28 protein-coding genes and 3 tRNA genes are annotated in these 26440 nt (G+C 50.6%); 11 read left to right on the top strand and 20 right to left on the bottom strand.

What is annotated here, in order from left to right; translation table 11 throughout:
- Positions 1 to 49: 49 nt before the first annotated feature.
- Together mdoH and I2123_RS09320 are read right to left on the bottom strand one after the other, a co-directional pair.
- Positions 50 to 2638 carry a glucans biosynthesis glucosyltransferase MdoH gene (mdoH, locus tag I2123_RS09325; RefSeq protein WP_213052275.1) on the bottom strand — a complete coding sequence of 863 codons (2589 nt, stop codon included), beginning with the start codon at positions 2636 to 2638 and terminating at the stop codon, positions 50 to 52.
- Entirely contained in the window at positions 2631 to 4166 is a 1536-nt protein-coding gene (locus I2123_RS09320) for a glucan biosynthesis protein G (RefSeq protein WP_213052274.1), read from the bottom strand. The genes mdoH and I2123_RS09320 overlap by 8 nt, the downstream gene beginning before the upstream one ends.
- A 331-nt stretch (positions 4167 to 4497) precedes the next feature.
- Here I2123_RS09320 and mdoC point away from each other — a divergent pair, with 331 nt between their 5' ends.
- On the top strand, positions 4498 to 5682 hold the full coding sequence (gene mdoC / locus I2123_RS09315) for a glucans biosynthesis protein MdoC (protein WP_112167257.1): 1185 nt from the start codon (positions 4498 to 4500) through the stop codon (positions 5680 to 5682).
- Positions 5683 to 5774: 92 nt separating this feature from the next.
- Here mdoC and I2123_RS09310 read toward each other — a convergent pair whose 3' ends face one another.
- Complete coding sequence (locus I2123_RS09310; protein ID WP_213052273.1) at positions 5775 to 6809, bottom strand: HlyD family secretion protein; 1035 nt, start codon at positions 6807 to 6809, stop codon at positions 5775 to 5777.
- A gap of 58 nt (positions 6810 to 6867) precedes the next feature.
- Complete coding sequence (locus I2123_RS09305) at positions 6868 to 8478, bottom strand: MFS transporter (protein WP_213052272.1); 1611 nt, start codon at positions 8476 to 8478, stop codon at positions 6868 to 6870.
- A 254-nt stretch (positions 8479 to 8732) separates the two neighbouring features.
- Here I2123_RS09305 and I2123_RS09300 point away from each other — a divergent pair, with 254 nt between their 5' ends.
- The gene (locus tag I2123_RS09300; protein WP_213052271.1) at positions 8733 to 9512 is read left to right on the top strand and encodes an IclR family transcriptional regulator; all 780 of its coding nucleotides are present in this window, start codon (positions 8733 to 8735) and stop codon (positions 9510 to 9512) included.
- A gap of 13 nt (positions 9513 to 9525) precedes the next feature.
- Positions 9526 to 9972: a universal stress protein gene (locus I2123_RS09295; protein ID WP_213052270.1), complete on the top strand. Its 447-nt coding sequence runs from the start codon at positions 9526 to 9528 to the stop codon at positions 9970 to 9972.
- 62 nt (positions 9973 to 10034) lie between these two features.
- On the opposite strand, the gene I2123_RS09290 is transcribed toward I2123_RS09295, so the two are convergent.
- The 3 genes from I2123_RS09290 to I2123_RS25655 all read right to left on the bottom strand — a co-directional run bounded on the left by I2123_RS09290 (position 10035) and on the right by I2123_RS25655 (position 11429).
- Complete coding sequence (locus I2123_RS09290) at positions 10035 to 10295, bottom strand: hypothetical protein (RefSeq protein WP_112167247.1); 261 nt, start codon at positions 10293 to 10295, stop codon at positions 10035 to 10037.
- Positions 10296 to 10700: 405 nt separating this feature from the next.
- Positions 10701 to 11045, bottom strand: coding sequence for a DUF2502 domain-containing protein (locus I2123_RS09285; protein ID WP_112167245.1), 345 nt, complete (start codon positions 11043 to 11045; stop codon positions 10701 to 10703).
- Between the two features lie 252 nt (positions 11046 to 11297).
- Positions 11298 to 11429 (bottom strand): hypothetical protein, encoded by a 132-nt coding sequence (locus tag I2123_RS25655; protein WP_256370271.1) that lies wholly within the window; start codon positions 11427 to 11429, stop codon positions 11298 to 11300.
- A 226-nt stretch (positions 11430 to 11655) separates the two neighbouring features.
- On the opposite strand from I2123_RS25655, the gene I2123_RS09280 reads away from it, so the two are divergent.
- On the top strand, positions 11656 to 11868 hold the full coding sequence (locus I2123_RS09280; protein ID WP_056778653.1) for a YccJ family protein: 213 nt from the start codon (positions 11656 to 11658) through the stop codon (positions 11866 to 11868).
- A gap of 60 nt (positions 11869 to 11928) precedes the next feature.
- Here the strand turns inward: I2123_RS09280 and I2123_RS09275 are convergent, their stop codons facing one another.
- The 3 genes from I2123_RS09275 to I2123_RS09265 form a co-directional block, all read right to left on the bottom strand.
- A complete protein-coding gene (locus tag I2123_RS09275) occupies positions 11929 to 12192 on the bottom strand; it encodes a hypothetical protein (RefSeq protein WP_244207707.1) in 264 nt (87 codons plus the stop codon).
- 34 nt (positions 12193 to 12226) lie between these two features.
- The gene (locus I2123_RS09270) at positions 12227 to 12502 is read right to left on the bottom strand and encodes a hypothetical protein (protein ID WP_112167241.1); all 276 of its coding nucleotides are present in this window, start codon (positions 12500 to 12502) and stop codon (positions 12227 to 12229) included.
- Between the two features lie 139 nt (positions 12503 to 12641).
- Entirely contained in the window at positions 12642 to 13148 is a 507-nt protein-coding gene (locus I2123_RS09265; RefSeq protein ID WP_213052269.1) for a YlaC family protein, read from the bottom strand.
- A gap of 184 nt (positions 13149 to 13332) precedes the next feature.
- Between I2123_RS09265 and I2123_RS09260 the strand changes: the two genes are divergently transcribed.
- The gene (locus tag I2123_RS09260; RefSeq protein WP_213052268.1) at positions 13333 to 13809 is read left to right on the top strand and encodes a GyrI-like domain-containing protein; all 477 of its coding nucleotides are present in this window, start codon (positions 13333 to 13335) and stop codon (positions 13807 to 13809) included.
- 5 nt (positions 13810 to 13814) lie between these two features.
- Here the strand turns inward: I2123_RS09260 and deoR are convergent, their stop codons facing one another.
- Positions 13815 to 14579, bottom strand: a complete 765-nt coding sequence (gene deoR / locus I2123_RS09255) for a DNA-binding transcriptional repressor DeoR (RefSeq protein WP_112167235.1) — start codon at positions 14577 to 14579, stop codon at positions 13815 to 13817.
- 82 nt (positions 14580 to 14661) lie between these two features.
- The gene (locus tag I2123_RS09250) at positions 14662 to 15321 is read right to left on the bottom strand and encodes a metallophosphoesterase (RefSeq protein ID WP_213052267.1); all 660 of its coding nucleotides are present in this window, start codon (positions 15319 to 15321) and stop codon (positions 14662 to 14664) included.
- A gap of 227 nt (positions 15322 to 15548) precedes the next feature.
- Here I2123_RS09250 and I2123_RS09245 point away from each other — a divergent pair, with 227 nt between their 5' ends.
- Complete coding sequence (locus tag I2123_RS09245; protein ID WP_112167230.1) at positions 15549 to 15815, top strand: hypothetical protein; 267 nt, start codon at positions 15549 to 15551, stop codon at positions 15813 to 15815.
- A gap of 304 nt (positions 15816 to 16119) precedes the next feature.
- Here I2123_RS09245 and I2123_RS09240 read toward each other — a convergent pair.
- The 6 genes from I2123_RS09240 to uvrY all read right to left on the bottom strand — a co-directional run bounded on the left by I2123_RS09240 (position 16120) and on the right by uvrY (position 19661).
- Positions 16120 to 16205, bottom strand: a tRNA-Leu gene (locus I2123_RS09240).
- 11 nt (positions 16206 to 16216) lie between these two features.
- Positions 16217 to 16290, bottom strand: a tRNA-Cys gene (locus I2123_RS09235).
- A 58-nt stretch (positions 16291 to 16348) separates the two neighbouring features.
- Positions 16349 to 16424 (bottom strand) — tRNA-Gly (locus I2123_RS09230).
- A gap of 147 nt (positions 16425 to 16571) precedes the next feature.
- Entirely contained in the window at positions 16572 to 17120 is a 549-nt protein-coding gene (pgsA, locus tag I2123_RS09225) for a CDP-diacylglycerol--glycerol-3-phosphate 3-phosphatidyltransferase (RefSeq protein ID WP_112167227.1), read from the bottom strand.
- A 56-nt stretch (positions 17121 to 17176) separates the two neighbouring features.
- Positions 17177 to 19012, bottom strand: a complete 1836-nt coding sequence (gene uvrC, locus I2123_RS09220) for an excinuclease ABC subunit UvrC (RefSeq protein WP_112167224.1) — start codon at positions 19010 to 19012, stop codon at positions 17177 to 17179.
- Positions 19005 to 19661, bottom strand: a complete 657-nt coding sequence (uvrY, locus tag I2123_RS09215) for a UvrY/SirA/GacA family response regulator transcription factor (protein WP_112167220.1) — start codon at positions 19659 to 19661, stop codon at positions 19005 to 19007. Before uvrY ends, uvrC begins: the two co-directional genes overlap by 8 nt.
- Positions 19662 to 20457: 796 nt before the next feature.
- On the opposite strand from uvrY, the gene I2123_RS09210 reads away from it, so the two are divergent.
- The 3 genes from I2123_RS09210 (at position 20458) to I2123_RS09200 (ending at position 21738) form a co-directional block, all read left to right on the top strand.
- Positions 20458 to 20682 (top strand): DUF2594 family protein, encoded by a 225-nt coding sequence (locus tag I2123_RS09210; RefSeq protein ID WP_056778602.1) that lies wholly within the window; start codon positions 20458 to 20460, stop codon positions 20680 to 20682.
- Positions 20683 to 20787: 105 nt separating this feature from the next.
- Positions 20788 to 20958, top strand: a complete 171-nt coding sequence (locus tag I2123_RS09205; protein ID WP_167457454.1) for a hypothetical protein — start codon at positions 20788 to 20790, stop codon at positions 20956 to 20958.
- 3 nt (positions 20959 to 20961) lie between these two features.
- Positions 20962 to 21738, top strand: coding sequence for an AraC family transcriptional regulator (locus I2123_RS09200; RefSeq protein WP_112167217.1), 777 nt, complete (start codon positions 20962 to 20964; stop codon positions 21736 to 21738).
- On the opposite strand, the gene leuA is transcribed toward I2123_RS09200, so the two are convergent.
- Positions 21707 to 23377, bottom strand: a complete 1671-nt coding sequence (gene leuA, locus I2123_RS09195; RefSeq protein WP_112167214.1) for a 2-isopropylmalate synthase — start codon at positions 23375 to 23377, stop codon at positions 21707 to 21709. The genes I2123_RS09200 and leuA overlap by 32 nt on opposite strands.
- A 211-nt stretch (positions 23378 to 23588) precedes the next feature.
- Between leuA and I2123_RS09190 the strand changes: the two genes are divergently transcribed.
- Positions 23589 to 25355, top strand: coding sequence for a sensor domain-containing phosphodiesterase (locus I2123_RS09190; protein ID WP_213052266.1), 1767 nt, complete (start codon positions 23589 to 23591; stop codon positions 25353 to 25355).
- Between the two features lie 57 nt (positions 25356 to 25412).
- Here I2123_RS09190 and I2123_RS09185 read toward each other — a convergent pair whose 3' ends face one another.
- Positions 25413 to 25826: a hypothetical protein gene (locus I2123_RS09185; protein ID WP_112167207.1), complete on the bottom strand. Its 414-nt coding sequence runs from the start codon at positions 25824 to 25826 to the stop codon at positions 25413 to 25415.
- 227 nt (positions 25827 to 26053) lie between these two features.
- Between I2123_RS09185 and I2123_RS09180 the strand changes: the two genes are divergently transcribed.
- The gene (locus I2123_RS09180; protein ID WP_112167203.1) at positions 26054 to 26302 is read left to right on the top strand and encodes a hypothetical protein; all 249 of its coding nucleotides are present in this window, start codon (positions 26054 to 26056) and stop codon (positions 26300 to 26302) included.
- Positions 26303 to 26440: the final 138 nt, after the last annotated feature.

Below are 26440 nucleotides of genomic sequence, written 5' to 3'. Positions count from 1 at the left end.
TATGTTTTTCACATACTGCCCGTTAGCTTTACTGACTCTTCACATCAACTCAGGCGGGTGTAACTTCCAGCGTCTGGGTTTCAGGGAAAGCCTCAACGTTACGCGGCAATTTACTGTAATGCTCACTCCACGCCTGCTGATCCGGTTGCGTCCAGACCGCAGAGTGTAAGCGCGCCATCAGTACCGGATCGCTCAGAAGGATCAGGCGATCGGCCTTACCTAAATCTTTCGGCCCGGTTTTCAACGCCTGCTCAAGGTGAGCACGACGGCCATTTTCAACCGCATCACGCATCAGGTGACGCGAAGTCGCCATAGCTGTCGCCAGCGCATTGAATGTCGGATCAAATACCGCATGCATGAAGCCGTTTTGCAACTTACGTTCACGGTTCAGTTTGAGATATTCATCAGTCGCCACCAGTTCACGCGGAGGATCGTACTCTTCCGGGATCAGGAACAGCTTGGCTCTCTTACTCTTAATCCCCAGCGTTGCACGGCTTGACAACACCGACACGATTGGCGAGAGGATAAGAGAAAAGACGATAGGCGCCAGCCACCACAGGAAGCGTAAGTCCAGCCACGCCATACCGGCGGCCCAGACAGCACCCAGCAACAGCTGAGAACCGTGACGCTTAAAGGCTTCGCCCCACGGCGTATCATCATCATCACGCTGCGGTGAATTCCAGACCACTTCCCAGCCCAGGAACGCGCTGACCACGAATACGGTGTGGAACAACATACGCACAGGTGCCAGCAGGACCGAGAAAAGCATTTCCAGCAACATGGAAAGCAGCAGACGCAGACCGCCGCCAAATTGCTTCGCACCTTTCGCCCAAATCAGGACGATACTCAGCAGTTTTGGCAGGAACAGCAGCACCATGGTGGTCGAAAACAGCGCGATGGCCAGCTCAGGACGCCACTGCGGCCACACCGGGAACAACTGGCGCGGTTGCAGGAAGTACTGCGGTTCCATCAGCGTATGCACTACCTGTAAAGCAGTAGACAGGGCCAGGAACGTAAACCACAGCGGAGCGGACAGATAAGACATCACGCCGGTCAGGAATACCGCACGGTGAACCGGGTGCATCCCTTTCACCAGGAACAGGCGGAAGTTCATCAGGTTACCGTGACACCAGCGGCGGTCGCGTTTCAGCTCATCCAGCAGGTTCGGCGGTAATTCCTCATAACTGCCCGGCAGATCATAGGCAATCCACACGCCCCAGCCCGCACGGCGCATCAGAGCTGCTTCCACGAAGTCATGCGACATGATGGAACCGGCAAACGAACCTTCACCCGGCAACGGTGCAAGCGCACAGTGCTCGATGAACGGTTTCACGCGGATGATAGCGTTATGACCCCAGTAGTGGGATTCGCCCAACTGCCAGAAGTGCAGACCGGCGGTAAACAGTGGCCCGTAGACGCGGGTGGCGAATTGCTGACAACGCGCATACAGCGTATCCATGCCTGACGCTTTCGGCGAAGACTGGATAATACCGGCGTTCGGGTTGGCATCCATCAGACGCGCCAGACCGGTCAGACATTCGCCACTCATGACGCTGTCGGCATCGAGAATAACCATGTAGGCATATTCTCCGCCCCAACGACGACACCAGTCATCAATGTTACCGCTTTTACGTTTCACACGGCGGCGGCGGCGGCGGTAGAAGATACGACCATGACCATCAACGTCGCGGCAGACTTCCATCCAGGCTTTCTGTTCGGCTACGCAGATATCCGGGTCATAACTGTCGCTCAGGACATAGATATCGAACTGATCCAAATCACCCGTTGCTTTTACAGATTCATACGTTGCACGAAGACCCGCGAAAACGCGCTCCACGTCTTCATTACAAATCGGCATGATCAGCGCAGTGCGGTTATTCGGGTTCAGCGGCTCATCGCCTTTGGTCGAAGCCGTGATGCTGTATTTATCGCGACCGATGAGCAATTGTAAAAAGCCCATCAGTGCGGTCCAGAAACCGGCCGACACCCAACAGAAGAGGATGGCAAACAGCACCAGGATCCCCGTCTGCAACACATACGGCAGAAGTTGCAGCACCGACTGTAGCCAGTCCTGATTCAGCATATCTGCGGGGTCAATCAGCGCCCAGCCCTGATAAGGCAGGATGGTTTTCATGTACCAGGTCGCGATCGCCGTTTGCACCAGCATCAGAGCCAGCAAGATATAACGGCGGACGGAACCTGCATGACGCCAGCGTTTTTCGGACTCCGGCATTTCTGAGGCACGATGACGTGAGGCCGCACTGCGCCCCATCAGGTTGTCCCAAAAACGCCCTACCGGGTTGGTGCGCCAGACATCAGGGAACATGCTGGAACGTTTAACCGGAGGCATAGCGCTCGCGATGGTGCGGCCTTCGTTATCCACCTCATCCAGCGAGCCCTTCTCCAGTGCGTAAGGCCAGCCAGCACCGACGCGCGCTTTCACCGAGGCCAGAGGTGCATCGGTGTCCGCTGCGGCAGCAGCCGCTGAAGCCATGTCATCAGCGCGTAAGCGCCGATGCACGGTGGCAAAAGCTTCACCTTCAGCAGCCGGGAGCTGCTGAAGGAGTGCCGCTTTCTGTTCTTCAGGAAGCGGCAAAGCTTCTACATATTCATGAGTAGAGTGCGTTGACTTATTCATTTGCAGGCAGCTGATAGCTCCAGGTTTCACTCAGTGTTTTATCGCCATTGGCCAGAGAAGCGCGCATTTCGATCGCTTTCTTCGGATCTTTCACTTTCAGGCGCAGCGTCAGACGCCAGCCTTTAGTTACCGGATTATAGCGGACAGTGTTTTCAACCAGATCGCCGTTGTCGCCCACGCTGACCTGAGACGCCACCGGGGTGTCGCTTTTCAGGGCTTTCAGATTTGGACCGACAAAATCAACCAGGAAGGCAACGCTGCCGTCTGGCTCACGGATCAGATTTGACTGCTTCACATCACCGGTTGAGCGCATGGTACGTTCAACCCATGCCAGATCCGATGAATGCAATTTGTCTTCTTCAATAGAGAAGTGCAGACGATAGTTCATAGACAGCGGTTTACCTGCATCAGGTAACTGATCCGGCGTCCAGAAGGCCACGATGTTGTCATTGGTTTCATCGGCGGTCGGAATTTCGACCAGCTCAACTTTCCCTTTACCCCAGTCGCCTTTGGTCTCTACCCAACCGCTTGGACGCAGATCATAACGATCGTCCAAATCTTCAAAGTTGGAGAAACTGCGGCCGCGTTGCAGCAGACCGAACCCTTTCGGGTTTTCCATGGAGAACTGGCTAACGGCCAGATGTTTTGGATTGTTCAGCGGACGCCAGATCCATTCACCGTTACCTGCGTGGATAGACAGACCATTGGAATCATGCAGCGCCGGGCGATAGTTCATCACCGGAGAAGGCTGGTTCGCGCCGAACAGGAACATACTGGTCAAAGGTGCAACGCCAAGTTTGCCCACTTTGTCACGCAGATAGACCTGAGACTGCACGTCGACAGTGGCTTCTTTACCCGGATATACATCCAGACGGTAAGCGCCGGTCGCACGCGGAGAATCCAGCAATGCGTAAATGACTAAGTGTTTTTCATCCGGATTAGGACGTTCAATCCAGAATTCGCGAAAGCGCGGGAATTCTTCGCCGGAAGCCAGCGCGGTGTCGATAGCCAAACCACGTGCAGACAAACCATAAACCTGGCCTTTACCGATGACACGGAAGTAGCTGGCACCCAGCACACTCATAATTTCATCATTTTTGTCTGCTTTATTGATTGGATAAAGCACTTTGAAACCGGCAAAGCCGAGGTTCTTCACAGAGTCAGCGTCATGTTTGACGTTGCCAAAGTTGAAGTAATCCGGGCTGTATTTGATTTCTTTGACAGCGTTGGCCGTCACTTCATTGATTTTCACCGGAGTGTCGAAGTACATCCCCTGGTGGTAGAACTCAAGCTTGAAAGGCGTGTTCTGGTCTTTCCAGTACGCTTTGTCATGATTGAATTGAATTTGTTGGTAGTCTGCGAATTTGAGGTCGCGGAACTGGGACGGTAAATTGCTTTTTGGCGCTTCGTAGCCTTTGTCGGCTAATGCTTTCGCTTGTTTTGCAACATCGTCAATAGAAAAAGCCCAGGCAGATGAGGTGAACATGGCCATCAACACTGCGGCACTTAGCAAACGGACTTTGATCATACGTGACCCTATGGAAAAATTTTTATCCGACACCTTGTCTCCTTTAAGCGCGCTTAACACATTCGCTGTAGCAATTTTAAGGGAAGTGTCAGGTTTCCGACAACCTGAGCAGTCGATGGTTCATCCATTGATGAACCGTTTAAGCGCAACAGGGTACAAGGATATCAATTCGTTGAAACACAGGCTATGGAAACTTGTCCTATAACAAGGCCCGTTTTATCTTCGGAGTTATACTATTGTCAGCAACGTCCATTTCTGGTTACCTGAATGAATAACCCTAAAGACAAATTACGATCTAAAATTAGGATGAGCTGCATACAACGGGAACCTAATGAAACCACAAAAACCACAACGTGAGTTCTTTTTGGACTCCATACGCGCATATTTGATGCTGCTGGGTATTCCATTCCATATATCATTGATTTACTCCAGTCATATCTGGGCAGTAAACAGTGCCATACCCTCACACGGCCTGACTATCTTCAATGATGTCATCCACGCCTTCCGTATGCAGGTGTTCTTCGTCATATCAGGCTATTTCTCCTATATGCTGTACGAGCGCTATGAATCGCATCAGTGGCTGAAGGTGCGTTTGGAGCGGGTTGCCATCCCGCTGGCCGCGGCGTTTCCGCTAATCACGCTGCCACAGCTTTATTTCCTGATGAAATACACCAGCAAGTTTTCTGATTGGAGCACGATGGGCCTCTATCAGAAAATTAACATCACCGTCTGGGAATTAGTCTCTCATTTATGGTTCTTATTGACGTTGGTTATTCTCACCAGCATTTGTTTTTATCTCTTTAAATTTATAAAAGAAATTAAGACTAATCGCATTCAATTAATTAAAAACCGAACAAATAGTTTAGGAAAACTCTCAATACTCTTTTTGTTTATCGGTTTAATTTATGCCGCATTTAACAGAGCGTTGTATCTTTTCGCACCGGATTTACTTTCTAACGGGGCGTTTAATTTCATCGTGATGCAGACGTTGTTTTATCTGCCCTTTTTCATCATTGGCGCCTTTGCGTATAAATTCGCCTGGTTGAAAGAGCTGTTTATCAAGCCTTCTGCCACTGCGGGTGTGGTCAGCATCTTCCTGTTCGCTGCCTACATGTTCAATCAGCACGTGAATACTCCGCAGCTTTACTCGATGGAGATTGATGCCATCATTACGACGCTGTTAGGCATTCTGATGGTTAACGTGGTGTTCTCCTTTAGCCATTACATGCTGAACTTCCAGGCTCCGTGGATCACTTATCTGGTGAACTCATCCCTGTTCATCTATTTGATTCATCACCCATTAACGCTGATTTACGGTGCGTTCATCACGCCAAAAATTCACAGCGACTGGATGGGCTTCTGGCTGGGTCTGGTATTCGTATTCGGTATCGCCTTCATCCTTTATGAAGTGCATAAACGTATTCCGCTCCTGCGCTTCCTGTTCTCAGGCAAACCGCAGCAGTTGACCAAAAAGAATCCGTCCGGCCCTACCCCGCCGCAAAATCAGGCGTCTTAACCGCCCCTTAACTGCGCAGTACGTAAAAAGGCGACCATGCAATGAAGCATGGTCGCCTTTTTTGTATCGGTTTAAGTGACTGAAAACCTGATTTATCGCGATGCGGTATTGATAGTAGGGATCACAGACATGCCCACTTTAAGACGATTCGTATCGGTCTGATGAGGGTCAAGCACGATTTTTACTGCCAGACGTTGCACCACTTTAGTGTAATTGCCCGTCGCATTGTCCGCAGAGATCGGGGAAAACGTCACGCCGGTTGCGGGAGAAATACTGTCCACCTTCCCTTTGAGCACCACACCCGGAAGCGCATCGACTTTGATCTCTACGGCCTGATCGGGCTTCACATCGCCTAACTGTGTTTCAAGATAATTCGCCACAATGTAGGCATCGTGCAGCGGAACGACCGCCAAAACGCGCGTGCCGGCGCTAACATAACCGCCGATGCGCAGCGAACGTTGCCCGACAATACCGTCGACGGGCGCCGTGATTTCCGTGTAGGAGAGATTTAATTTAGCCTGCGCCAGCGCGGTCGCCGCTGAATCAATAGCAGCTTTCGCTTCGGCCTGCCCCGCTTTCAGCACGTCGACCTGTTTTTCAGCGGCCTGTGCTGCCGCCATATCGCTTTGCTGCGTAGCCAGTTTGGCCCGCAGATTCGCATCCGATTCATCGCGCGCATCGGCGGTGCCCGAACCGTTTTGCAGTAAACGCTTGTAGCGGTCAGCGCTCTGACGCGCATACGAAATACCAGCGCTGTCGGCATTCACCTGCGCCTGAGCCTGCAAAATGGTTTGCTGCTGTTTCGCCAGCTGCGCGGTGAGGCTCAGCATTTGCGCATTGGCCGTTTCCAGATTCGCTTCGGCCGTCAGAACTGCGTTACGATAATCCCGGTCATCGATACGCGCCATTACCTCCCCGGCTTTAACCGGCTGATTGTCGCGCACATACACCTCGGCAATCGTGCCGGAAATGCGCGGTGCCACCAGCGTGGAATCGGCGGACACAAAGGCATCATCCGTTTCTGGCTTAGTGCCTCCGGCCAAAATCCAGAAAGCGATAACAATCAGCAATATCACCACTACGGCGGCAATCAGCCAGCTCAGGCGGACGGGCGATGTTTTTATCATGGTTCTTTTCTCTCATTCTTTTTTATTGTGGCGTGCATTTGTTTGGGTGGAGCGTGCTTCAGTTGCGGTTAACCAGTGACTGCGGCGGATACGTGCGTTTGGGCAAAATTGCGGCCAGTAAGATCAGTACCAGCGCCAGACCGATAATCACCAGATAGGTATCCGCCAGCCCAAGCACCAGTGCCTGTTTTTTTACCAGCCTGGAAAACTGGGTGATCACTTCCGTCGAAATCGGCGAGCCATCACTGTTAAGCGGCGCGAGAAAACTGCTGCCGCCCCCGTACGGCTGTGACAACAGATAGCTCACACTGCCTGCGTGATTGAGTAATACATTGGAATGGAACTGCTCGCGGTGACTGACGAAAACGCCCAGCATGGCGCTGCCCATCACGCTGCCCAGACCGCGCGTGGTATTAAACATCGCCGAGGCAAAAGGCCCTTCCGGCGGCTGCACTACGCTGGTCGCACTCATCAGGATCGGTAACACGGCCATCGGCTGACCCAACGCCTGCAAAATCTGAATCAGGTAAAAATTGTCCCGTGCCCAGGCGCTTGTGAGGTGCGTTCCCCAGTAGCAGGAAAAACCGATCAGCCCCAGCCCGCAGGCCAGCACCCAGCGACTGTCGATCCAGCGCATGGTTAGTACAAAGGCCACCATAGGGGCCAGCAGGAGTTGCGGCAGGCCAATGGTCAGCGCCAGCGGCCCCACCTGAACCGCACGGAATCCGCCGACCTGCTCCATATAGCTCGACGGTAAAGCAGAGCCGGATAAGAAAAGGAACATCAGCGCAAACAGCGTGATTAAACCGTGAGCCAGATTGTGGCGCCTGAGCATCTGTAATTTGAATAACGGCAAAGGATGATGCCATTCGTTGACCAGAAAAATTGTCAGCAACGCCAGCGCAGCAAAAAACATCATCGTGATCAGCGGAGAGTTAAACCAGTCCAGACGCTCCCCTTGTTGCAGGGACAGCACCAGCAGAGAAATACCGCTGCATCCGGTCAGCATCCCGACTTTATCCATCTGCTTAAAACGCTCAAAGCGCAACGGATCCTGCGGAATGCCGTAGCCGACCATCATGACCGCCAGTAAACAAGGCGGGATAACCTGCCAGAACACCCACTGCCAGCCTGCGTAATCTGTCCAGAGGGCTGCCAGCGACGTCGCCATATTCGGGCCGAAGGTGGCCGTCAGGGCGTAGGCACTCAGGCCATACAATTTGTAATGCGGCGGCATAAAGCGCAGCGCGGCGGTCATCAGCAAAGGTGGCAAAGCACCGCCGAAGATGCCCTGAACAGTACGCAACGCGATGAACACCGGCAAATTGGGCGCGAAAGGGAGGATCGCAGCCAGAAGTAAAAATCCGAAGGTGACGAAAAGAGTGAAACGGCGCAGTGAAAACGTCATTGCAAACCACGGTGCAATCATCATCGCCGCCACTTCCGCCGCCTGATAGACACCGATCAACCAGGATCCCTCGTCACTGCTGATACTTAGCGCACCGCGCACATCGGCCAATGCGATATCCGTTACCCGATCGTTCAGGCCGGAGCACAGTGAGGCGATCAATACGCCGATCAGCCCAATAATCAGCCGCAGATTAAAAGGCGGCGGAACGGGCATTGCAGCACCGTTCGCGGCAGGTGCCGTTGTGACTGAATGATTCATCTTGTCGCTCGTTAACTTCGTCGCTTATAGGTGCGGCGATAGTGGAAAGGCAGGTGTGCGGGTAGAAATCGCAATGTGGCGATCGATATCACTTTTATTTCGATGCATTGCACCACATTGTGGTACAAGCGCAAATACTATAATACGGTGCACTGTATTGCAATGTGATTAAAAATTGTTTTTAGACCGTCCAGCTATTACATTGGCAGCATAGATTTCGGTAAGGATCACCCGTTGGTGACAAAGGAGAAGTGATGGCGCAGGACATTGCAGGAGATGAAGAACGCAGCGGTGGGATCCAGGTGATTTCGCGTGCCGCATCCATTCTTAATGCGCTGGGGAAACATCCTCACGGGATGAGCCTCGGGGCGATCGCCCATGATGTCGACCTGCCGCGCTCCACCGTGCAGAGGATCGTGGCCGCACTTGCCGAAGAAGGTCTGGTGCGATCCGAAGGCAGTGGGGGTGTCCGGCTTGGTCCGACGCTGCTGAAACTGGTGTCCACGGTACATACCGATGTGATAGCCATCGCCTCCCCATTCCTTCGCCAGCTGTGCGAATCCACTGACGAAACCGTCTCTCTCGGACGCGCCAGTGGCCGCCAGATAGCCAATATTCACAGCATCGTGGCGGAACGTGAGTTACGCGTAGTACCGAGAGTCGGCCTGAATCTGCCGATTTACAGTACCTCCGGTGGCCGCGCACTGCTATCGCTTAAAACCGATGACGAGATCCGCATTATTGTCGGCGAGGTGCTTGAACCCGCCACCGAACAGACGGTGCGTACGGTCGATTCCCTGTTAAACAAAATTGCCGACGTCCGCGAAAGCGGCATCTCCATGGAGAACGGTGAGACCGTGGACGGCGTGTCGACGCTGGCCGTTGCGATCGATACCATTCTGGGTCGCTACTCCGTTTCAGTGCTTTTCCCCACCTCGCGCCGGGAAGCCAAAGAAGCCCTAATCCGTGACGCGCTGCTCGAGTGTAAAAATGCGCTGATTGGCGAAATCGGTAAGCTCGGTCAGAACAATTAACCCAGGAGTGCACGTGTTTGATGTTATTTTGCTGGCCGTAGATGGCTCAAAGCAGTCCCCTTTCGTCGTCGATCTTGCCCGGCAGTTGGCGAATGGCCATGCGTCAACGGTGTATGTCACCTGCTGCATCGATGAATCTTATGCGCTGGAAGAGAACGGCGATGTGCCTGGCGAAATCGTGGAGTATCCACCGGCGGAGGAAGAGCAAAACACCGCCCGCGCAGTGGTAGGCAATGCGCTGAAAACGCTGAATGAAGCGGGTATCCGCGCTAAAGGAAACCTGATCGTCGGTGCTGCTGGCGAAGCGCTGGTGGCCGAGGCTGAAAAGATAAAAGCATCGGTCATCGTCATCGGTCACCGTCAGCTCTCGGCCTTTGGACGTATGATGAAAGGTTCAGTCAGCGCAGAAGTGATCGCCCATGCGCCCTGCCCGGTGTTAGTTGAAGTTCGCGGAAATTAATTCAGCGGATCTAAAAAAAAAAAGCGCCTTGCCAGCGCTTTTTTAATACCTGAAGAATAAGGCTATTTACTGTTAATAAGCCCCATAGATGTTGCCCAGTCATTGATATTATTACGGTAAAAAAAAGCAATATCACTGTCCAGAGGATTGGTTTTAGACGGAGTCACCATACCAAGACAAGGGTATTCCTGCGGACGCGATTCGAAAAGAAAATCATCCATTTCCTCATCGGTCAGAAGTGTGTCACCAAAAATATTATCCTGACGGAAATAGGCATCAAGCATCCAGGAACGGTATTCAAAATCGTTTTTAATCAAGTGCATAGGATTAACTCACAGTAAATAATGTCTAACGCACCTGATAAAAAAGCTTCCTTAAATACTTAATATGAGATCAGGCACGCGTTGCGTTCGAGCCATCCATTGCTAATTTCACATAACAGAAAATTAACATATAAATTGAAGTTAGCAAATAGCAATTTCTCTCAAAACCTTATTTTCTGGGTTTATTCATTTTTTATTTAAAGGTAACCCCTTTATTCATAATAATAATGAATAAATTATGTATCCATATTCATTATAATAATTAATTACAGCAGTAACCATCAGGAGCGAAAGTACAAAACGCAAAAGGAACAGAACTGACATTGGGGATACTTTCGCATCACCACTGCCAACCCTGTTCCCAAAATTTTGATGATTCTCTTGAGCTAACTTACTGCGCTTTTATTACCAGCGTCCCGGAGGGGGCCCTTCCCGCCAGTGCCCCGGAGGGCCATCACGCCAGTACCCCGGCGGGGGTCCTTCGTGCCAGTGTTCATGATGCCAGTGACGCGGTGGCGGCGGTGGCTCGGGCTCGTAATAGACCCAGTGTCCCCGACCTTCATCACGGTAATGTTCATCCCACCAACCCGGCGGACGCCAGTCGCCTCCATCCCAATAATATCCACGGGGATCGCGGTCACCAATGTGCAGTGAAAGGCCCGGCATATTTACGCCCAGCTCGACGTTTGCCTGAGCCAGCGCGGGCACAGTGGAAAGCATAACGGCGAGAATCAGAATCAGTTTTTTCATTGGAAACCTCACGACCTGCTTATCAGGTGATGACAAATTACCGCCAGCTATCTTCCTGTTCTATAGGAATTTATCCCAAAAAAAATGTCCTTTCGCTATCCTTACATTTGCGTCAGAAACCGGTTTTACGTAATGCGTTGCAACGCTATGTCAGCAAAGGAGATTCAGACAAAAAATCGTTATTTCCCACAAACGTCAGACACAAAAAAACCGCCGAAGCGGTTTCTTTATTTACTGTACTTTGGGGCAAAATCAGATTTTGCAGCCTTCACAGTCACTTTCGTCCTGAACGGCTTCAGGCACTGCTGCTGCTTTTTCAGCCGCTTTTTCTTCTGCGGACACCAATGCAGCATCAATGTCAAAATCAAAAATATCGTCGCTCATTCTCATCACCTTAATTGTTCGAAACTGGCTCTAGTATAAACGAGACAGGCGTATATCTGACGCCTTTTTTGTGCCCTGATAACGCTTTTCCTGCCCCTGGAAATGGGACGAAAAGCCGCAGGATTTGCATAAACCGCTTATGGAAACCATAGTTATAGTGAATATGAAGGTGTCATGACGACATTTTTTACGAACTTATTTCTTGAGATCCTACGAGGAGAACCGGATGACGACGTCAAATATCAAAGCCTGGGCCAACACGCGTGAAACCTCTCACGAAATCGCCGAAGCCATTTTTGAGCTGGCCAAAAATGATGAAACGCTGGCTCAGAAAATTTGGGAAGAAGGCAATGATGAAGTGCTGCCTATCGCCTTCGCAAAAACCAAGGAAGACCATCTTTTCTGGGGTGAAGAGAAAATCGACAGGAAAAATGTGTAAAAGCTTCCTGAGAAAGCCCTGAGCGACACTCAGGGCTGGCGTTGATTCTTGCTACGACAATTAGCTGTCGAAGCCAAAGCCCATCTTGTGCGCCCAGTCGAAAATCTGTTCTTTATACACGAAACGCGGTTCGCAAACGCCCGGCTCTCCCGGCGTCTGGATCATCACCGCCACGCACGGATACGCTACCGGCCTGGCATCGAAAATAAAATCATCCACTTCCTGATCGGCAAACTCAGAGGTTTCGCCTACCGCGCTCGCCTGGAAAATTTCATCCATTATCCATTTACGGTATTCAACTTCGTTGTTGATAAACTTCATCATTCACCTCTGCTCTGCGTTTACTCTCTGCATTTTCTTACCCGTGAAGTGCGTCCCCACCACAGCACGGACACACTTCTGCGCGGGAAACTGACATCTTTGCACTTCCGTCACAATCCCATTCCACCCGTAAAGGTTCACCGGTGTCATTATCGGCGTGAATGTAGCGATCAAAATGGATGGCCTGCCCGCTCATCGTCTCGGTCAGCAGCAGCTCTTCACCAGCATAAATGCGGGCGACGGCATGTGCATCCTGTTTTTCATCAGAAACGATTTTGTGCAGATGATGAATAGTCAGTTTGATTCGTTCCACAGCGGCTCCTGTAACGGCTCAACATACCTCGTGATTCGTTCGTCAGATGAACAACTCATTCACGTAATGTATGTCCAGCCGCTATTTTATCAGAGCATGCAGGGTGACGTCATGGACGAAAGCCATGTTGAAGGGGGAATTAGTGCGCTAACTGTACAGCAGTCATCGAGGCCGGTTGCTGGTGTTCAAGGCGGGCCAGATCGTAAACATCGTAAAAATCGACAAAACCTTTGTTACGTACAATCGATTCGATGCGGTTTTTCACCCAACTACTTACGCTTTCGGCACTGAGAATCTGCTGTACGGCCTCTGCGGATAATTCACGGCTGAAATACCATTCGCCGTTATAGCAGACACGTAAATCCAGCACACCGATGTCTTCATAGCGATATACCGGTTTGATTTCTAGCAACAGCATCGCTGACATAAAGACCAAAAAGGCGGTGAAACCGATAAACCAGCCAATGCCCATGTATGGCGATACATACATCACGACGCCAACCGCAATATACCCGACCAGCATCGCCAGACACAGCCACGGATGATTCACGAAGAACTCAACGTTGATGCGAACCCTGCCATCACGGCCTTCCTGACGGTTGATCCGATCAATTTCACTATTTAATACATTTTTGATCACGTCCATCCCATAACCTCGCTGCAGTGACGACTATAATGCAATCTGATTACATTATTTTATCATGACAACTGTTATAGCGCGTAGAGCAGTTACCCGCTGCAAAACGGGGAACTGTTATAGCTGGCATCTGTACCGTTAGTATTATCATCATGGAACTATCTCAATTCATGTCAGATAAAAGGAGATCATCGTGGCACTATTAATCGTCGAAAGACCGGCAAAAAAACTGGTGAGCTACCGGGTTGTCGGGCCATATAAGGAGTCAATCCACAGCGGATTTCAGCAGCTGACGAAGTGGGTCGCACGACACCATCAGCCACATAACGAATGGCTGACGTGGTTTCATGATAACCCGGATACCACACCCGCTGAAGCGCTGCGCGCGGATCCTTCGGTTTGCGTCGCGGATAATTTCATTCTCGATGATGCGGACGGGCTGGCGCTGCAAACCCTGCCAGGTGGCACCTATGCGGCGTATCACACCACCATAACAGACGGAAATTTTGAACAAGCCTGGCGGGAGTTTTACAGCCAGCTGCTGGCCAGTAATCATTATCGGCCGGATGGAAAAGCCTGCTTTGAGCACTATCTGAGTGATGGCTCAAAAACCGGCATCTGGGAAATGGTGTTTTATCAGTCGGTCGAGAAGATCCCGGCTATCCGCTGAAGGGGTCAGACGCTGAGTGTAATGTCAGCCTGCTGGCAAAAATCAAGGTAAGCCTGTGGCGGTTTGGCATCGCTGACCAGGGTGTTAAAACGGGCTAAAGGTGCGATTGCCGCCGGTCGCACCTGATCAAACTTACTGCTGTCGGCCACCAGAATACATTGCGCAGAGCGCTCCATCGCCTGATGCTTCATCAGCAATTCATCGAAATTAAAGCACGTTACTCCATGTTCAATGCTGACACCCGCGGCGGAAATAAACGCTTTTGCCGGGCGGATAAAATCGATTTCACAGCTTCGACCGATCGGCGTGAATATACTGTTGCTGGATTTAAACGCGCCGCCGCATAAAATGACATCGCAGTGCGGTTTCTCCTGAAGTGCCAGAAAAGTGTTAAGCGAATAGCAGATTGCAGTGAAAATCCTGGATTCGGGGATACTTTCAATCACATACGGCATGGTAGTGCCGCAATCGAAAAAGACGGTGTCATTATCGAGGATCAGGCTGGCGGCACATTTGGCCAGTCGGCGTTTTTCAGCGACCTGCTTCATTTTTTGTTCACTGACGAAATAGTGCGTCGCCGGGTTGTTCTTAGGATCCATCACAATATAACCGCCGAGCAGGATCACTGGCGCAGGCTCTGCATTCAGATCACGCCGAATCGTCATCTCGGAAACATCGAGCAGCAAAGACGCTTCTTTCAGGTGGATTTTGTCAGTCTTTTTTAGCGCCAGCAAAAGACGCTGGATCCTGTCTTCACGCTTAGTTTCCATGATGTTATCTCAGCTTTCCGGTTCGCAGCCGGTCACTATACCTTTGCCAGCAATCCACCGCAAACCCTCACCCTGTCTGATATTATTGCAACTGAAGTATGGTCAGATAACCGCCGAATACCGCGCCGGTATCAATGTAGTGCTGATTGGCAAATTGCATCACTTTTTCAACCGGCGTATGGCCGAAATAAAAAGCATCGGCACCGGCGACAGGCTGATAACGTCCGGCCTGCGCGTGATTGATTCGATCACGATTCCAGATGATTTCATAACTGTCCAGGAGCCTTCCAAATACATACTCATCCGAAACGTAGTCAGCGTGCGCCACCACGATGCGTTTTCCTTCGCGGGTCGTCAGCTCAATAACATGCGGTAAACTGTCAGCCTCCAGAATCAGTGCTTTCGCCTGTTCCTGATCTTCGCTTTCCAGCGCATAAAACCAGTCACCACCGTTACGCAGCCATCGCGGAATATTCTGCTCGTTCACCGCATCAATCGCCATTTGCTCATGGTTGCCTCTCACGCAGCTAAACCAGGGCTGATGGATGAGTTGCAGGCAACCGACGCTGTCGGGCCCGCGATCGGCGAGATCGCCAACCGACAGCAACAGATCGAGGCTGGGGTTGAAAATCATTTTATTCAGTTGCTCGTCAAGTAAAAACTTACAACCGTGCAGATCCCCCACGATATAAATGTGCCGGTAGTTTTTGCCATCAATACGTTTATACAAAGCAGGAATCATATTTGGATGAAATCCATTGTGACCAGGGATAGCTCAAGTGTATCTGATGAGGGGCATTAGAAAAGGATGTTCGAAGAGCACACTAAGGGTTTCCTCGTGCGTTCAGGAAGTTGAGGCCTCTCTACACGTAGTCCCGGCTGAAATCCACTGATAAATTATTTATCATTAAGTAACTGGCGCCTTTTTGTGCTAGACTACTGGCCGCTCTAAGTAAAACCGGAGGTTTTATGAGTTCTACAGTTGTAAACGCTCAAGACGAGTGTCCGTTGTGTCAAAACACGAATAAGACGTCGGTAAATATGTCGGCGAAAATTGTTACTGTGACCTGCACTTCCTGTGGCCGTTACAGTATCTTCCGCAAAACCATGGAAGAGATTTCGATAGACCGGAAGAAACGCGTAGCCCTTCAGGCGTTTTTCACCAGCCAACCGAACTACCATCTGCCTTTATCGATCCGGGCACTGAGTAATACAGATTCATCGGGCGAGATTTAGCCCTAAAAAAGCCCTTCGGGGCTGTTTTAATCTGCCCTCAATCCGCCACTTTCACTGAACATCAGCACACACCCAGACCGGAAATTACCGTAAAGGGACTTTTTGCATTGCTGATATGATTTGGCGTTGCTGTAAAAGCATAAAGGCCACTCTTAGAAGTGGCCTTTATTATATGCAAACTGCAATATCGTGATGTCAGAAACATCCTTTCTTCATGCAAATTTCAGACATAAAAAAACCACCCGAAGGTGGCTATAACGACATTACTACACTATTGCTTTTGATTATTCAGCTAATTTTCCCATGGTACCCGGGACGAGACTTGAACTCGTACAGCCTAAGGCCGAGGGATTTTAAATCCCTTGTGTCTACCGATTCCACCACCCGGGCTCCGGGAAAATTGGAGGCGCGTTCCGGAGTCGAACCGGACTAGGCGGATTTGCAATCCGCTACATAACCGCTTTGTTAACGCGCCTTAAATCTTACTACTTGTCTTGCACTTAAATCGATTAAGAAATCAATTCAAGAAAATTTGGAGCGGGAAACGAGACTCGAACTCGCGACCCCGACCTTGGCAAGGTCGTGCTCTACCAACTGAGCTATTCCCGCTTTAATCAGAACGTACTGATTTTTTTAACTATCTTCTGGCGCATTGCTGTCTGCCTTCCGATGCGTTGCATTCTACTGACCTGAGAGAATGAGTCAATAAAATTATCTGGATCCTTCGCTCGTTTGACGTTTTTTACGTCAGTTTGATCAGGGTTCCAGCAAATCGTGGCGTGCAGCGTTCAAATACTGGAACATTGACCAGAAAGTCAGCACTGCGGCGATGTAAAGAGCTACAACACCGACACCCACGACAATGTTGTCAGGACGCCACAATAAGGCGACCAGCGATAACATCTGCGCCGTGGTTTTGACCTTACCAATCCAGGAAACGGCAACGCTGCTGCGTTTACCAATTTCAGCCATCCATTCGCGCAGCGCGGAAATGATAATTTCACGGGCGATCATGGTGGCAGCCGGTAATGTTATCCACCAGGAGTGGAAGTACTCTGCGACCAACACCAGGGCAATCGCCACCATCACCTTATCGGCCACCGGATCAAGGAATGCACCGAACCGCGTCGTTTGCTTCAGGCGTCGCGCTAAGTAGCCATCGAGCCAGTCAGTCATTGCCGCAAAAACGAAAATGAGCGCGCAAGCCATCGATGCCCATGGGTAAGGCAGATAGAAGGCGAGCACGAAGAAAGGGATCAGTGCAACGCGGAACAGGGTAAGGCACGTCGGTATATTAAATTGCATAGCGAAGGTAACTGTTTGTCCAGTTTAGATATTATGAGTATGTTGCTACAACGGCTTTAGTGTTTCAACGCATTATGAATCTTTTCTGCTAATGCGGTCGAAATACCTGGTACCTGTGCAATTTCCTCGACGCTGGCATTCAGTAATGGCTGAATGCCTCCCATATATTTCAGTAATACCTGACGTCGTTTCGGCCCGACGCCTTCAATCTCTTCAAGTGCACTGGTCGTGCGCACTTTGGCACGACGCTGACGGTGCCCGGTAATCGCATGATTATGCGAATCATCACGAATATGCTGGATAACGTGCAATGCCGGTGAATCCGCCGGTAAGGCAATCCCCTCACCTTCTGGCACAAAGAATAACGTTTCAAGCCCTGCTTTACGATCGGCACCTTTCGCAATACCGATCAGCAGAGGTTTAGATTTATCCCATGTCACATCCAGTGAATGAAACACATCCAGCGCCATCCCGAGCTGCCCTTTCCCGCCGTCGATAAAAATCACATCAGGAATTTTTTTCTCATCCAGCGATTTACTGTATCGACGCGTCAGAACCTGCTTCATGGCCGCATAATCATCCCCCGGCGTGATACCAGCAATGTTATAGCGACGATATTCAGAACGTACCGGCCCGTTATTGTCGAAGACCACACAGGAAGCGACCGTTTGTTCGCCCATAGTATGGCTGATGTCGAAGCATTCCATGCGGTTAATTTCCGCAAGATTAAGGGTTTTTGCCAGTTCTGCCAGACGCTGATGAATAGTCGACTGCTGCGCCAGTTTCGTGGTCAGGGCCGTGGAGGCATTTGTACGCGCCAGCTTCAGGTAGCGGGCACGGTCGCCGCGCGGCTTACTCTGAATCAGCACTTTGCGCCCGGCAATCTCACTGAGCGAATCAGCCAGCAGATCTTTTTCCGGCAGGCTGAAGTCCAGGAGGATTTCGCCAGGCAAGGTGCGCATCTGGCTGCCCTGTAAATAGAACTGCCCGACAAAAGTTTGCACCACTTCGCCAAGATCGGTGCCGCCCGGTACCTTCGGATAGTAACTGCGGCTGCCCAACACTTTGCCCTGACGAATAAACAGAACGTGCAGGCACGCCATGCCGGACTCGAATGCCACCCCGATAACGTCGAGATCTTCACTGTTACCCGATACAAACTGGCGCTCAGTGACGCGACGGACGGCCTGGATTTGATCGCGGATGCGTCCGGCATCTTCAAAACGCAAATCCTTGCTGGCCTCTTCCATCCTGTTCACCAACTGCGTGACCACCTGCTGATCTTTCCCCTCGAGGAAAAGACGCACGTAATCCACCTGATCTTTGTAATCCTGTTCGCTGACCAACCCTTTCACGCATGGACCGAGACAACGCCCAATCTGATATTGCAGGCAAGGACGCGAGCGATTGCTGTAAACGCTGTTCTCACACTGGCGGATTGGGAAAAGTTTCTGCAACAGCGCCAGCGTTTCACGCACAGCATAGGAGTTGGGAAACGGCCCGAAGTATTCACCTTTAGCGTGCTTGGCGCCGCGATGCACGGTAATACGCGGATGATTATCGGCGCTGAGGAAAATCAGCGGATAGGATTTATCATCGCGCAACAACACGTTATAACGTGGCTGATACAACTTTATGTAGTTGTGTTCGAGGAGAAGCGCTTCGGTTTCCGTATGCGTTACGGTGACGTCGATTTGCGCAATATTTTTGACCAGTGTTTCCGTTTTACGGCTGGAAACCTGAACGCGAAAATAGCTGGCAAGACGCTTTTTAAGGTCTTTAGCTTTACCTACATAGATTACGGTGCCGCTGGCGTCATACATCCTGTAGACGCCCGGCTGGCTGGTGACCGTTTTCAGAAAGGCTTTTGGGTCGAAACGCTCATCATTCACTGCCTGATAAAGTCTCCGCGTTGAACAAACCGTGTCGGATTGCCAGATGAGTTAACTCGACATCGCCACTGATATTTAATTTACTAAACATTCTGTAACGATAACTGTTAACGGTCTTTGGGCTCAAGTTCAGTTGTTCTGAAATTTCATTCACTTTTTGCCCTTTAGTAATCATCAGCATGATTTGTAATTCACGCTCAGATAAGGAGTCAAAAGGCGTTTCAGACTGAGGCTCAATCTGGCTGAGTGCCATTTGCTGAGCGATGTCAGACGCGATATAGCGCTGACCCGAGTCAACCAAACGGATGGCGTTAACCACTTCCTGTGGTGCAGCACCTTTGCTCAGATAACCGGAAGCCCCCGCCTGCATCACTTTTGCTGGCAGCGGGTTTTCAGTATAGATAGTTAACATGATGATCTTGATATCCGGCGAGAAACGCACGATTTTCTTCGTCGCTTCCAGGCCGCCAATACCCGGCATATTCATATCCATCAGGACAATATCAACATCATTGGTACGACACCACTTCACGGCGTCTTCGCCGCACTGAGCCTCACCAACGACTTTGATGCCTTTGATATCTTCAAGAATGCGTCGGATCCCTGCGCGCACTAATTCGTGGTCATCAACAAGAAGAACGCTTATCAAAGAGAATTCTCCAAAAAATAAGGGCGACGCACCGTCAGGGTCTTCGGGCTTGTCTTAACGCAATCATACACGTCAAACATTGATATCGTGCGCAGACAGCTTATAGAAGAGAAGGTGGCAATAAGAAGCCAACATCAACGAACTTACCTCACTACCGCACGTGGACAGTGTTTTTTAAATCAATAATTCAGAGTATTTATTATTGCCCGCACATTTTACTCTATCTGTGCAGCTTGACCAAGGAATGTCTGCAAAAAACTAGTTTGCTGAATGTAAATGAGAACTGCCATAACCTGTATTAATAATACAAAAAAAAAGCATTTTGAATCAAACAATAAGGTCTGTATCAAGCTACATCTTTTCTGCTGTAAAAATAACAATGTCGGTATTTTTCCCGTAAATTAACTGGCTTTCTGAAAAGGTGATTAAAACAGCAAATCATTACTCCCATATATCTATGATATACCCAATGATTATTTGCAATAGCAGGAATTGTCCCGGCATTTATAAGAATAACCTTAGTCATTTAAACGGAAAATGTCTGGTCACCTATTATGTTTAGTATTCTTTACTAACTTTCAAATCTGTTAACTCATCGGATTTCTTTTCTCTCTATGTCCGGAGCATTCAGCCCATTTTGATCGCAGCCCGCGCACTACTGCACTAAAACCTGCCGACTATGCTAAAATGCGGTCACTTTGCACCTGGCCGTTTCGGGTGAGCCCGTTGATATACCCCCTTCTTTTTACTGTATAAAGTCGGGAGCGCTGCCTGGCAGCCTGCCTGAGGAGAAATAATGAGTAACTGCGATTTTACCACTGAAGCGAACGTTGAAACCCTGGCGACAGAAGTTGCCTGCCTGAAAGCCACCCTGACCCTGATCCTGAAAGCGATCGGTCAGGCGGATGCGGGTAAGGTCATGTTGAACATGGAAAAATATGCTGCCCAGATGGAAGATGAACAGCAGGCAGAAATCTTCAGGAACTCCCTGCAGCAAATCAAATTTGCCTACCGTCAGTAATGCTTTTTCGGAGTCTGTCGCCCGACGGACTCCCGCCTTTTCCCGCATTCTGACACGATTTCTGCTATAATTATCCCCTCTTCTTATTTCATCAGGACAACCGTAATGAGCGAAAATAATAAAGAAAACAAAAGTAAAGCAGACGACGTACATGTCAGCGACGGGCTGGCTGAATTGTTTGAAGTCTCTGAACAACTGACCGATGAAGAAATTCAAAAGGCGGCTGAAGAAGCCAAACAAGCCGTTGAAGATGCTAAAAATCAGCAACACCACTGAGTCATGCACTCTCCCTTTCTCGCACCTGATCAGGCCATTGCACCGCTGGCAATTGATTATCAGCACGGTGACAGCGAACCTGCACACAGCCATAGCTGTTCACAACTGATCCACACCCTGTGTGGCGTTGTCGAAGTTCATACCGCGCTCGGCACCTGGATGGTTCCGCCGGGGCGCGGCATCTGGTTACCTGCCTATGTCGAACACAGTCTGCGCTTTATCGGCGGCGTTAAAGCCCGCACCTTGTTTGTCGATCCTCTGGCACGTGCGGATTTACCTGCACAATGTCAGGTGGTACAAATTTCCCCGCTGCTGCGTGAACTCATTTTGGTTTCGCTGACGATCCCCGCCGGTTATTTGCCCGGTGGCCGTGACGAACGTATTATGGAATTACTGCTCGATGAATTGCGTCTGTTACCGACGTTGCCGTTGTATTTACCTGAGCCAAAAGAACCCGAACTTCTGATGCTTAGCCAACAGATTTGCCGTGATTTAAGTGCATCGTGGGAACTGGAGGAAGTCGCTGCGCGGCTGAATATCAGCAGCCGGACACTTTCCCGTCGCTTTCAGCGCGAGACCGGACTGCGTTTCAGTGACTGGGTCCGTCAGGCAAAATTGCTCGACGCTTTGCAGCAACTGGCGGCAGGAAATTCGGTGATTGATGTGGCGCTGGCACTCGGCTACGACAGCCCGAGTGCCTTCAGTGCGATGTTCCGCCGATCACTGGGCGTATCGCCAAGTGAATATTTTAGTCAGTCAGAATTCCGCTCGCCGCATTAAACAACGCCTGCAACGAGGCGCTGGAGACATCACTGTCGATGCCCACGCCGTAGCACGTTTCGCCCAATTTTCCCTGACAACTCACGTACGCGACTGCCCGGCTATGGCTCTGATGCCCCAGCGTGTGTTCATGATAGTCGCCGATTTCCAGCTGAACATCGTAACTGCGGCGCAACGCATCTACCGCGCCGGACAACAAACCGTTGCCGCTGCCGGTAATATGCTGCTCTTCATTGCGATAACGGATGCGCGCGTTGAAATGACAGACATTCTGCTCGTCACTGCGGATGTCGTAACTCAGCAGTTTCACCACCGGTTGCTCCGTCAGTCCGTAACGCTGACGAAACAGTCGCCAGATATCGCTGGTGCTCATTTCTTTGCCGTGAGAATCGGTGTCCCGCTGAACGGCTTTGCTGAAATCGATCTGCAAACCACGCGGCAGTTTCAGCCCATGATTCTGTTCCAGCAGCCATGCGGCACCGCTTTTTCCCGACTGGCTGTTCACCCGGATCACGGCTTCGTAGCTGCACCCCACATCGGCCGGATCCAGCGGCAGATAGGGCACGCGCCAGACAGCATTGTCTGAGGTTTTCTGTGCCGCGAACCCTTTCTTAATGGCATCCTGATGTGACCCTGAAAACGCGGTAAACACCAGTTCTCCTGCGTATGGATGACGCGGATGCACCGGTAGCTGGTTACATTCTTCTACCGCTTCGACGATGGCCTGCAGATTGCTGAAATCCAGCTCAGGGGAAACGCCCTGCGTATACAGGTTCAGCGCCAGTGTCACAATATCCACATTACCGGTCCGCTCACCGTTGCCAAACAGACAGCCTTCCACCCGGTCGGCACCCGCCAGCATCGCCAGTTCAGCGCAAGCTACGCCGGTTCCGCGGTCATTATGCGGATGTACGCTGATGGAAACCTGTTCGCGGCGGCTGAAATGACGGCAGAACCATTCGATTTGATCGGCATAAATATTCGGTGTGCTGACTTCCACCGTCGCTGGCAAATTAATGATCATCGGGCGCGCATTGCCCGGCTCCCAGACAGCGGCCACCGCTTCGCACACTTCCAGTGCGAACTCCAGTTCAGTAAAACAGAAGGTTTCCGGTGAATACTCAAACGTCCACTGCGTCTGCGAATATTGTTCGCAAAGCTGACGGATCTGCTGCGCGCCGCGAACCGCCAGATCGCGCGTGGCATCTTTGTCCTGATTGAACACGACTTCACGAAATACCGGCGCCGTGGCGTTGTATAAATGTACGATGGCGCGTGGCACGTCTTTCAGCGCTTCAAAAGTGCGCGCGATTAAGTCCGGGCGCGAAGGCGTCAGCACCTGAATCACCACGTCATCAGGGATCAGGTTGTCGTCAATCAGACCGCGAACAAAATCAAAATCAGTTTGCGACGCCGAAGGGAAGGCCACCTCTATCTGCTTGAAACCACAGCGGATCAGCAAATCAAAAAACTGACGCTTACGGGCATTGTCCATAGGCTCAGCCAGCGCCTGATTACCATCGCGCAGATCACTGGAACACCACTGCGGTGCCTTCGTCAGCACGTTTCCCGGCCACCGGCGGTCGGGTAAATTCACCGGCGGGAAGGGACGATATTTTTGCGATGGGTCGGTTAACATGGGTTTCTCCTTAGAATTCATCGTTGCAGGCTTTGCGTTGTGAAATACCTTTGCCTTGTAAAATACATAGTACGCAAACGATAACTTCCTGCGCCTTGCTAACTGACACCAACCCTCGCAAAACGGACAAAAAGAAAATGATAAACGAATCATACTCACGTTATAGTGCATAACTAAACGCGTCCAGGTTGGCGATCAGAGGTCGTACAGAATGAAAAGGGTTCTGAATCTAAACGAAAAAAAACGGCTTTCGGCGCTGCAAAAATTAAAAATTGCTGACAGCAATCCGGACAAAGTGCTTGATTTGATTACCCGCCTTACCCAGCAGATTTTTGATATCCCGGTGTGTTTAATTACTTTGGTGGATGAACATCGCCAGTGGTTTAAATCGAAGACGAATATGGCGATAAGCCAGACGGCGCGCGACATCGCCTTTTGCGACCATACGATTCGTTCCTCCTCAGTGATGCTCGTCCCCGATGCCGAACAGGATCCACGTTTTTGCAAAAATCCGCTGGTGACCGCCGATGAAGGGATGCGTTTTTATGCCGGTGCGCCGCTGATTACCCGTGAAGGCTTTGCTGTCGGCAGTTTGTGTCTGATCGATCATCAGCCACGTGACTTTTCCGTGCAGGAAATCGAGATGCTGTCAGACCTCGCCGCTATCGTCATCGACATCATTGAGTCACGCAGCTCAGTCGGATTTGTCGATATCGTCACGCGCCTGCCGAACCGCCAGCGCCTGATGGAAGACATCGCCACGCTTATTAAAGCCCCAGACCACACGCCCTGTTTGCTGATTCTGATCGACACGCTCGATACACTTTATGCCTACGATATTGGCCGCGCGATCGGCATTCCCAAAGTCGAAAATATTCTGAAAGACGTGGGATCATTTTTACGCACGGAGCTTAAGGGTAATGACAAAGTCTATAGCCTGATGCTCGGGCGTTTCGCCATTATCAGGCCGCTCGACGAGCAGGAAGCGATTTTTAATCAGTTAGAAATCGCCGCCACTAAAATTTCGCAAAGCATTACCAGTGATATCCCAATTAACGTTCGTCTGCACGCCGGTTACACCGTCTTTTCTTCAACGTCGGAATGCGCTGAAACCATTATGCGCCAGGGCATGTCATCCCTGCACGAAGCCATCAGCCACAACCGGCTGGTGATGCCGTATCAGCAGGAGTCCGATGTTATCCAGCTGCGCGCCTTCAATCTGCTTAATGATTTAATGGCTACGGTGGCGTCCTGTGATGATTTTCATCTTCTTTATCAGCCAAAAATTCGTCTGGCCGATAAAAAATTTCACGGTGTTGAAGCGCTGATCCGCTGGCACCATCCGACGCTCGGCATCATTTCACCGTCTGAATTTATTCCTCTGGCGGAAAAAACGCCGCTGATAACGCCGCTGACCAACTGGGTTATCACGCAGGCGGTGATGCAGATTGCCGAATGGCAAAAACGCGGCGCACAGATTCAGGTGTCTATCAATCTGACCGCCAACAATCTGGTTGAACAGGATCTGGTACAGCGTATTCATACCGCACTTATCCTGCATCAGGTATCACCGTCGATGCTGGAGATTGAATGCCTGGAAACTCAGACGCTGATGAATAATCCTCACGCGGTGGCATCTCTGGATGCCCTGCGCCATATGGGGATCAGCATCGCGCTGGATGATTTCGGCTCCGGTTACAGCAATCTGAATTACCTGCAAAAGATCCCCGCCGATATCCTCAAGCTGGATCAGTCGCTGATTCAGGGCATCAGCAGTGACAATAAGAGCAAAGTGATTGTGAAATCGATGATTGATATGGCGCATGCGCTCAGCTATCACGTCGTCGCGGAAGGCGTTGAGGATAATGACACGCTGCGGTGTCTGGAAGAGTTGCAATGTGATTCTGTTCAGGGCTTCTACTTTTCGCGTCCGCTGCAACACGATCAGATTCTGGAATGGTCAAAGCCGTATATTTAAGTGCCTACGTGAGAAGCAAAAACAAAAAATCCGCCGAAGCGGATTTTTTTATGCCGGTTATTCGCCAGCTTTGGGGCGGATATGATATGTGCCAAAAATGTTGCGGTCGGTTTCGAGACTGATACTCTGCCCTTTCGCATCTACGGTGATAGAACCGGTGGTTTTGGTCAGCGCACAGGCAATACGGACATCAATTTTGCGCAAGCCATTAGGCACATTTAAATCTACGTACTGATTAAAATGCAGGGAAGCCACGGTCTGGCCGTCCAGAATCACAATCAGCGGACAGGTTTTCTCAAACGGCACCGTGGACCACTGATCGATACGATGCAACCTGATGTGTGTCTGCCCTTCCGGCGCCGTAGTGCTGGCGTTAGCGAAAGAGGATTTGACCTGAAGGGTCGGTTCATAAGGATTGCTTGCGCACCCGGCTAAAAGCAGAGCAGCCAAGGCCACCAGTGTTTTTTTCATCGTTATCTCCCTGAGTTTATGCACGAATGATAGCAGCGTGCGCGGCGCGGGCAACAAAAAACCGGTGAGAGTTACGTGTGGCCGAAAGGGAGACGACAAAAGCGGGACAAATCTGTGACGTTAGTATGAAAATCAGCCACCCGAATTGCTAATCGCCGTCCGCTGGTATTTGATACTCTTATTAGGATTTATCCGATGAGACGTTCAACCAGATTCAGGAAGCATCTATGTACAGCTACACACTTATCGCCCCCGCAGGGATCGTAAAGACCTATGAAGACGAGTTTCGCGAGAAAGGCATTGAGCTGCTGGTTGCCAAACAGAATCGCTCAGAAATGGTGGTTTTACGCAGCAGCCAGTTCACTGAAGAACGCGCCTTTATCACTCATGTCCATCTGCTCATTTTCAGCCTGTGCATGCAGGTACAAAAACAACTAAAAAACGGCAATAAACCGAATACCACCATTATGTATTAATTCCTCGCACTCGCTTAACCCTGTTCCGGCCTCATTCTGTGAGGCCAGACGCTCCGCCTTCATCTATTTCCCTTCTGCAAATAATTGCGATACCTAAAAATAATCTTACTTAGTGGCTCAGATATATGCAGGTTCCCC

It is taken from the genome of Rahnella inusitata (genome assembly GCF_018288855.1).
Classification (GTDB): Bacteria; Pseudomonadota; Gammaproteobacteria; order Enterobacterales; family Enterobacteriaceae; genus Rahnella; species Rahnella inusitata.
This window is presented reverse-complemented; position numbering and strand designations above follow the sequence as displayed.

Coding starts and splice junctions, on each gene's coding strand:
- leuA (WP_112167214.1), bottom strand. CDS start 23,377: ATGTTAACCGACCCATCGCAAAAATATCGTCCCTTCCCGCCGGTGAAT.
- deoR (WP_112167235.1), bottom strand. CDS start 14,579: ATGGAAACTAAGCGTGAAGACAGGATCCAGCGTCTTTTGCTGGCGCTA.
- I2123_RS09280 (WP_056778653.1), top strand. CDS start 11,656: ATGACGACGTCAAATATCAAAGCCTGGGCCAACACGCGTGAAACCTCT.
- I2123_RS09265 (WP_213052269.1), bottom strand. CDS start 13,148: ATGGACGTGATCAAAAATGTATTAAATAGTGAAATTGATCGGATCAAC.
- I2123_RS09310 (WP_213052273.1), bottom strand. CDS start 6,809: ATGATAAAAACATCGCCCGTCCGCCTGAGCTGGCTGATTGCCGCCGTA.
- I2123_RS09305 (WP_213052272.1), bottom strand. CDS start 8,478: ATGAATCATTCAGTCACAACGGCACCTGCCGCGAACGGTGCTGCAATG.
- I2123_RS25655 (WP_256370271.1), bottom strand. CDS start 11,429: ATGAGCGACGATATTTTTGATTTTGACATTGATGCTGCATTGGTGTCC.
- I2123_RS09185 (WP_112167207.1), bottom strand. CDS start 25,826: ATGAAAAAAACACTGGTGGCCTTGGCTGCTCTGCTTTTAGCCGGGTGC.
- I2123_RS09200 (WP_112167217.1), top strand. CDS start 20,962: ATGCACTCTCCCTTTCTCGCACCTGATCAGGCCATTGCACCGCTGGCA.
- mdoC (WP_112167257.1), top strand. CDS start 4,498: ATGAAACCACAAAAACCACAACGTGAGTTCTTTTTGGACTCCATACGC.
- I2123_RS09205 (WP_167457454.1), top strand. CDS start 20,788: ATGAGCGAAAATAATAAAGAAAACAAAAGTAAAGCAGACGACGTACAT.
- I2123_RS09320 (WP_213052274.1), bottom strand. CDS start 4,166: ATGATCAAAGTCCGTTTGCTAAGTGCCGCAGTGTTGATGGCCATGTTC.
- I2123_RS09275 (WP_244207707.1), bottom strand. CDS start 12,192: ATGATGAAGTTTATCAACAACGAAGTTGAATACCGTAAATGGATAATG.
- I2123_RS09300 (WP_213052271.1), top strand. CDS start 8,733: ATGGCGCAGGACATTGCAGGAGATGAAGAACGCAGCGGTGGGATCCAG.
- I2123_RS09285 (WP_112167245.1), bottom strand. CDS start 11,045: ATGAAAAAACTGATTCTGATTCTCGCCGTTATGCTTTCCACTGTGCCC.
- pgsA (WP_112167227.1), bottom strand. CDS start 17,120: ATGCAATTTAATATACCGACGTGCCTTACCCTGTTCCGCGTTGCACTG.
- I2123_RS09210 (WP_056778602.1), top strand. CDS start 20,458: ATGAGTAACTGCGATTTTACCACTGAAGCGAACGTTGAAACCCTGGCG.
- I2123_RS09245 (WP_112167230.1), top strand. CDS start 15,549: ATGAGTTCTACAGTTGTAAACGCTCAAGACGAGTGTCCGTTGTGTCAA.
- I2123_RS09290 (WP_112167247.1), bottom strand. CDS start 10,295: ATGCACTTGATTAAAAACGATTTTGAATACCGTTCCTGGATGCTTGAT.
- I2123_RS09180 (WP_112167203.1), top strand. CDS start 26,054: ATGTACAGCTACACACTTATCGCCCCCGCAGGGATCGTAAAGACCTAT.
- I2123_RS09250 (WP_213052267.1), bottom strand. CDS start 15,321: ATGATTCCTGCTTTGTATAAACGTATTGATGGCAAAAACTACCGGCAC.
- I2123_RS09190 (WP_213052266.1), top strand. CDS start 23,589: ATGAAAAGGGTTCTGAATCTAAACGAAAAAAAACGGCTTTCGGCGCTG.
- mdoH (WP_213052275.1), bottom strand. CDS start 2,638: ATGAATAAGTCAACGCACTCTACTCATGAATATGTAGAAGCTTTGCCG.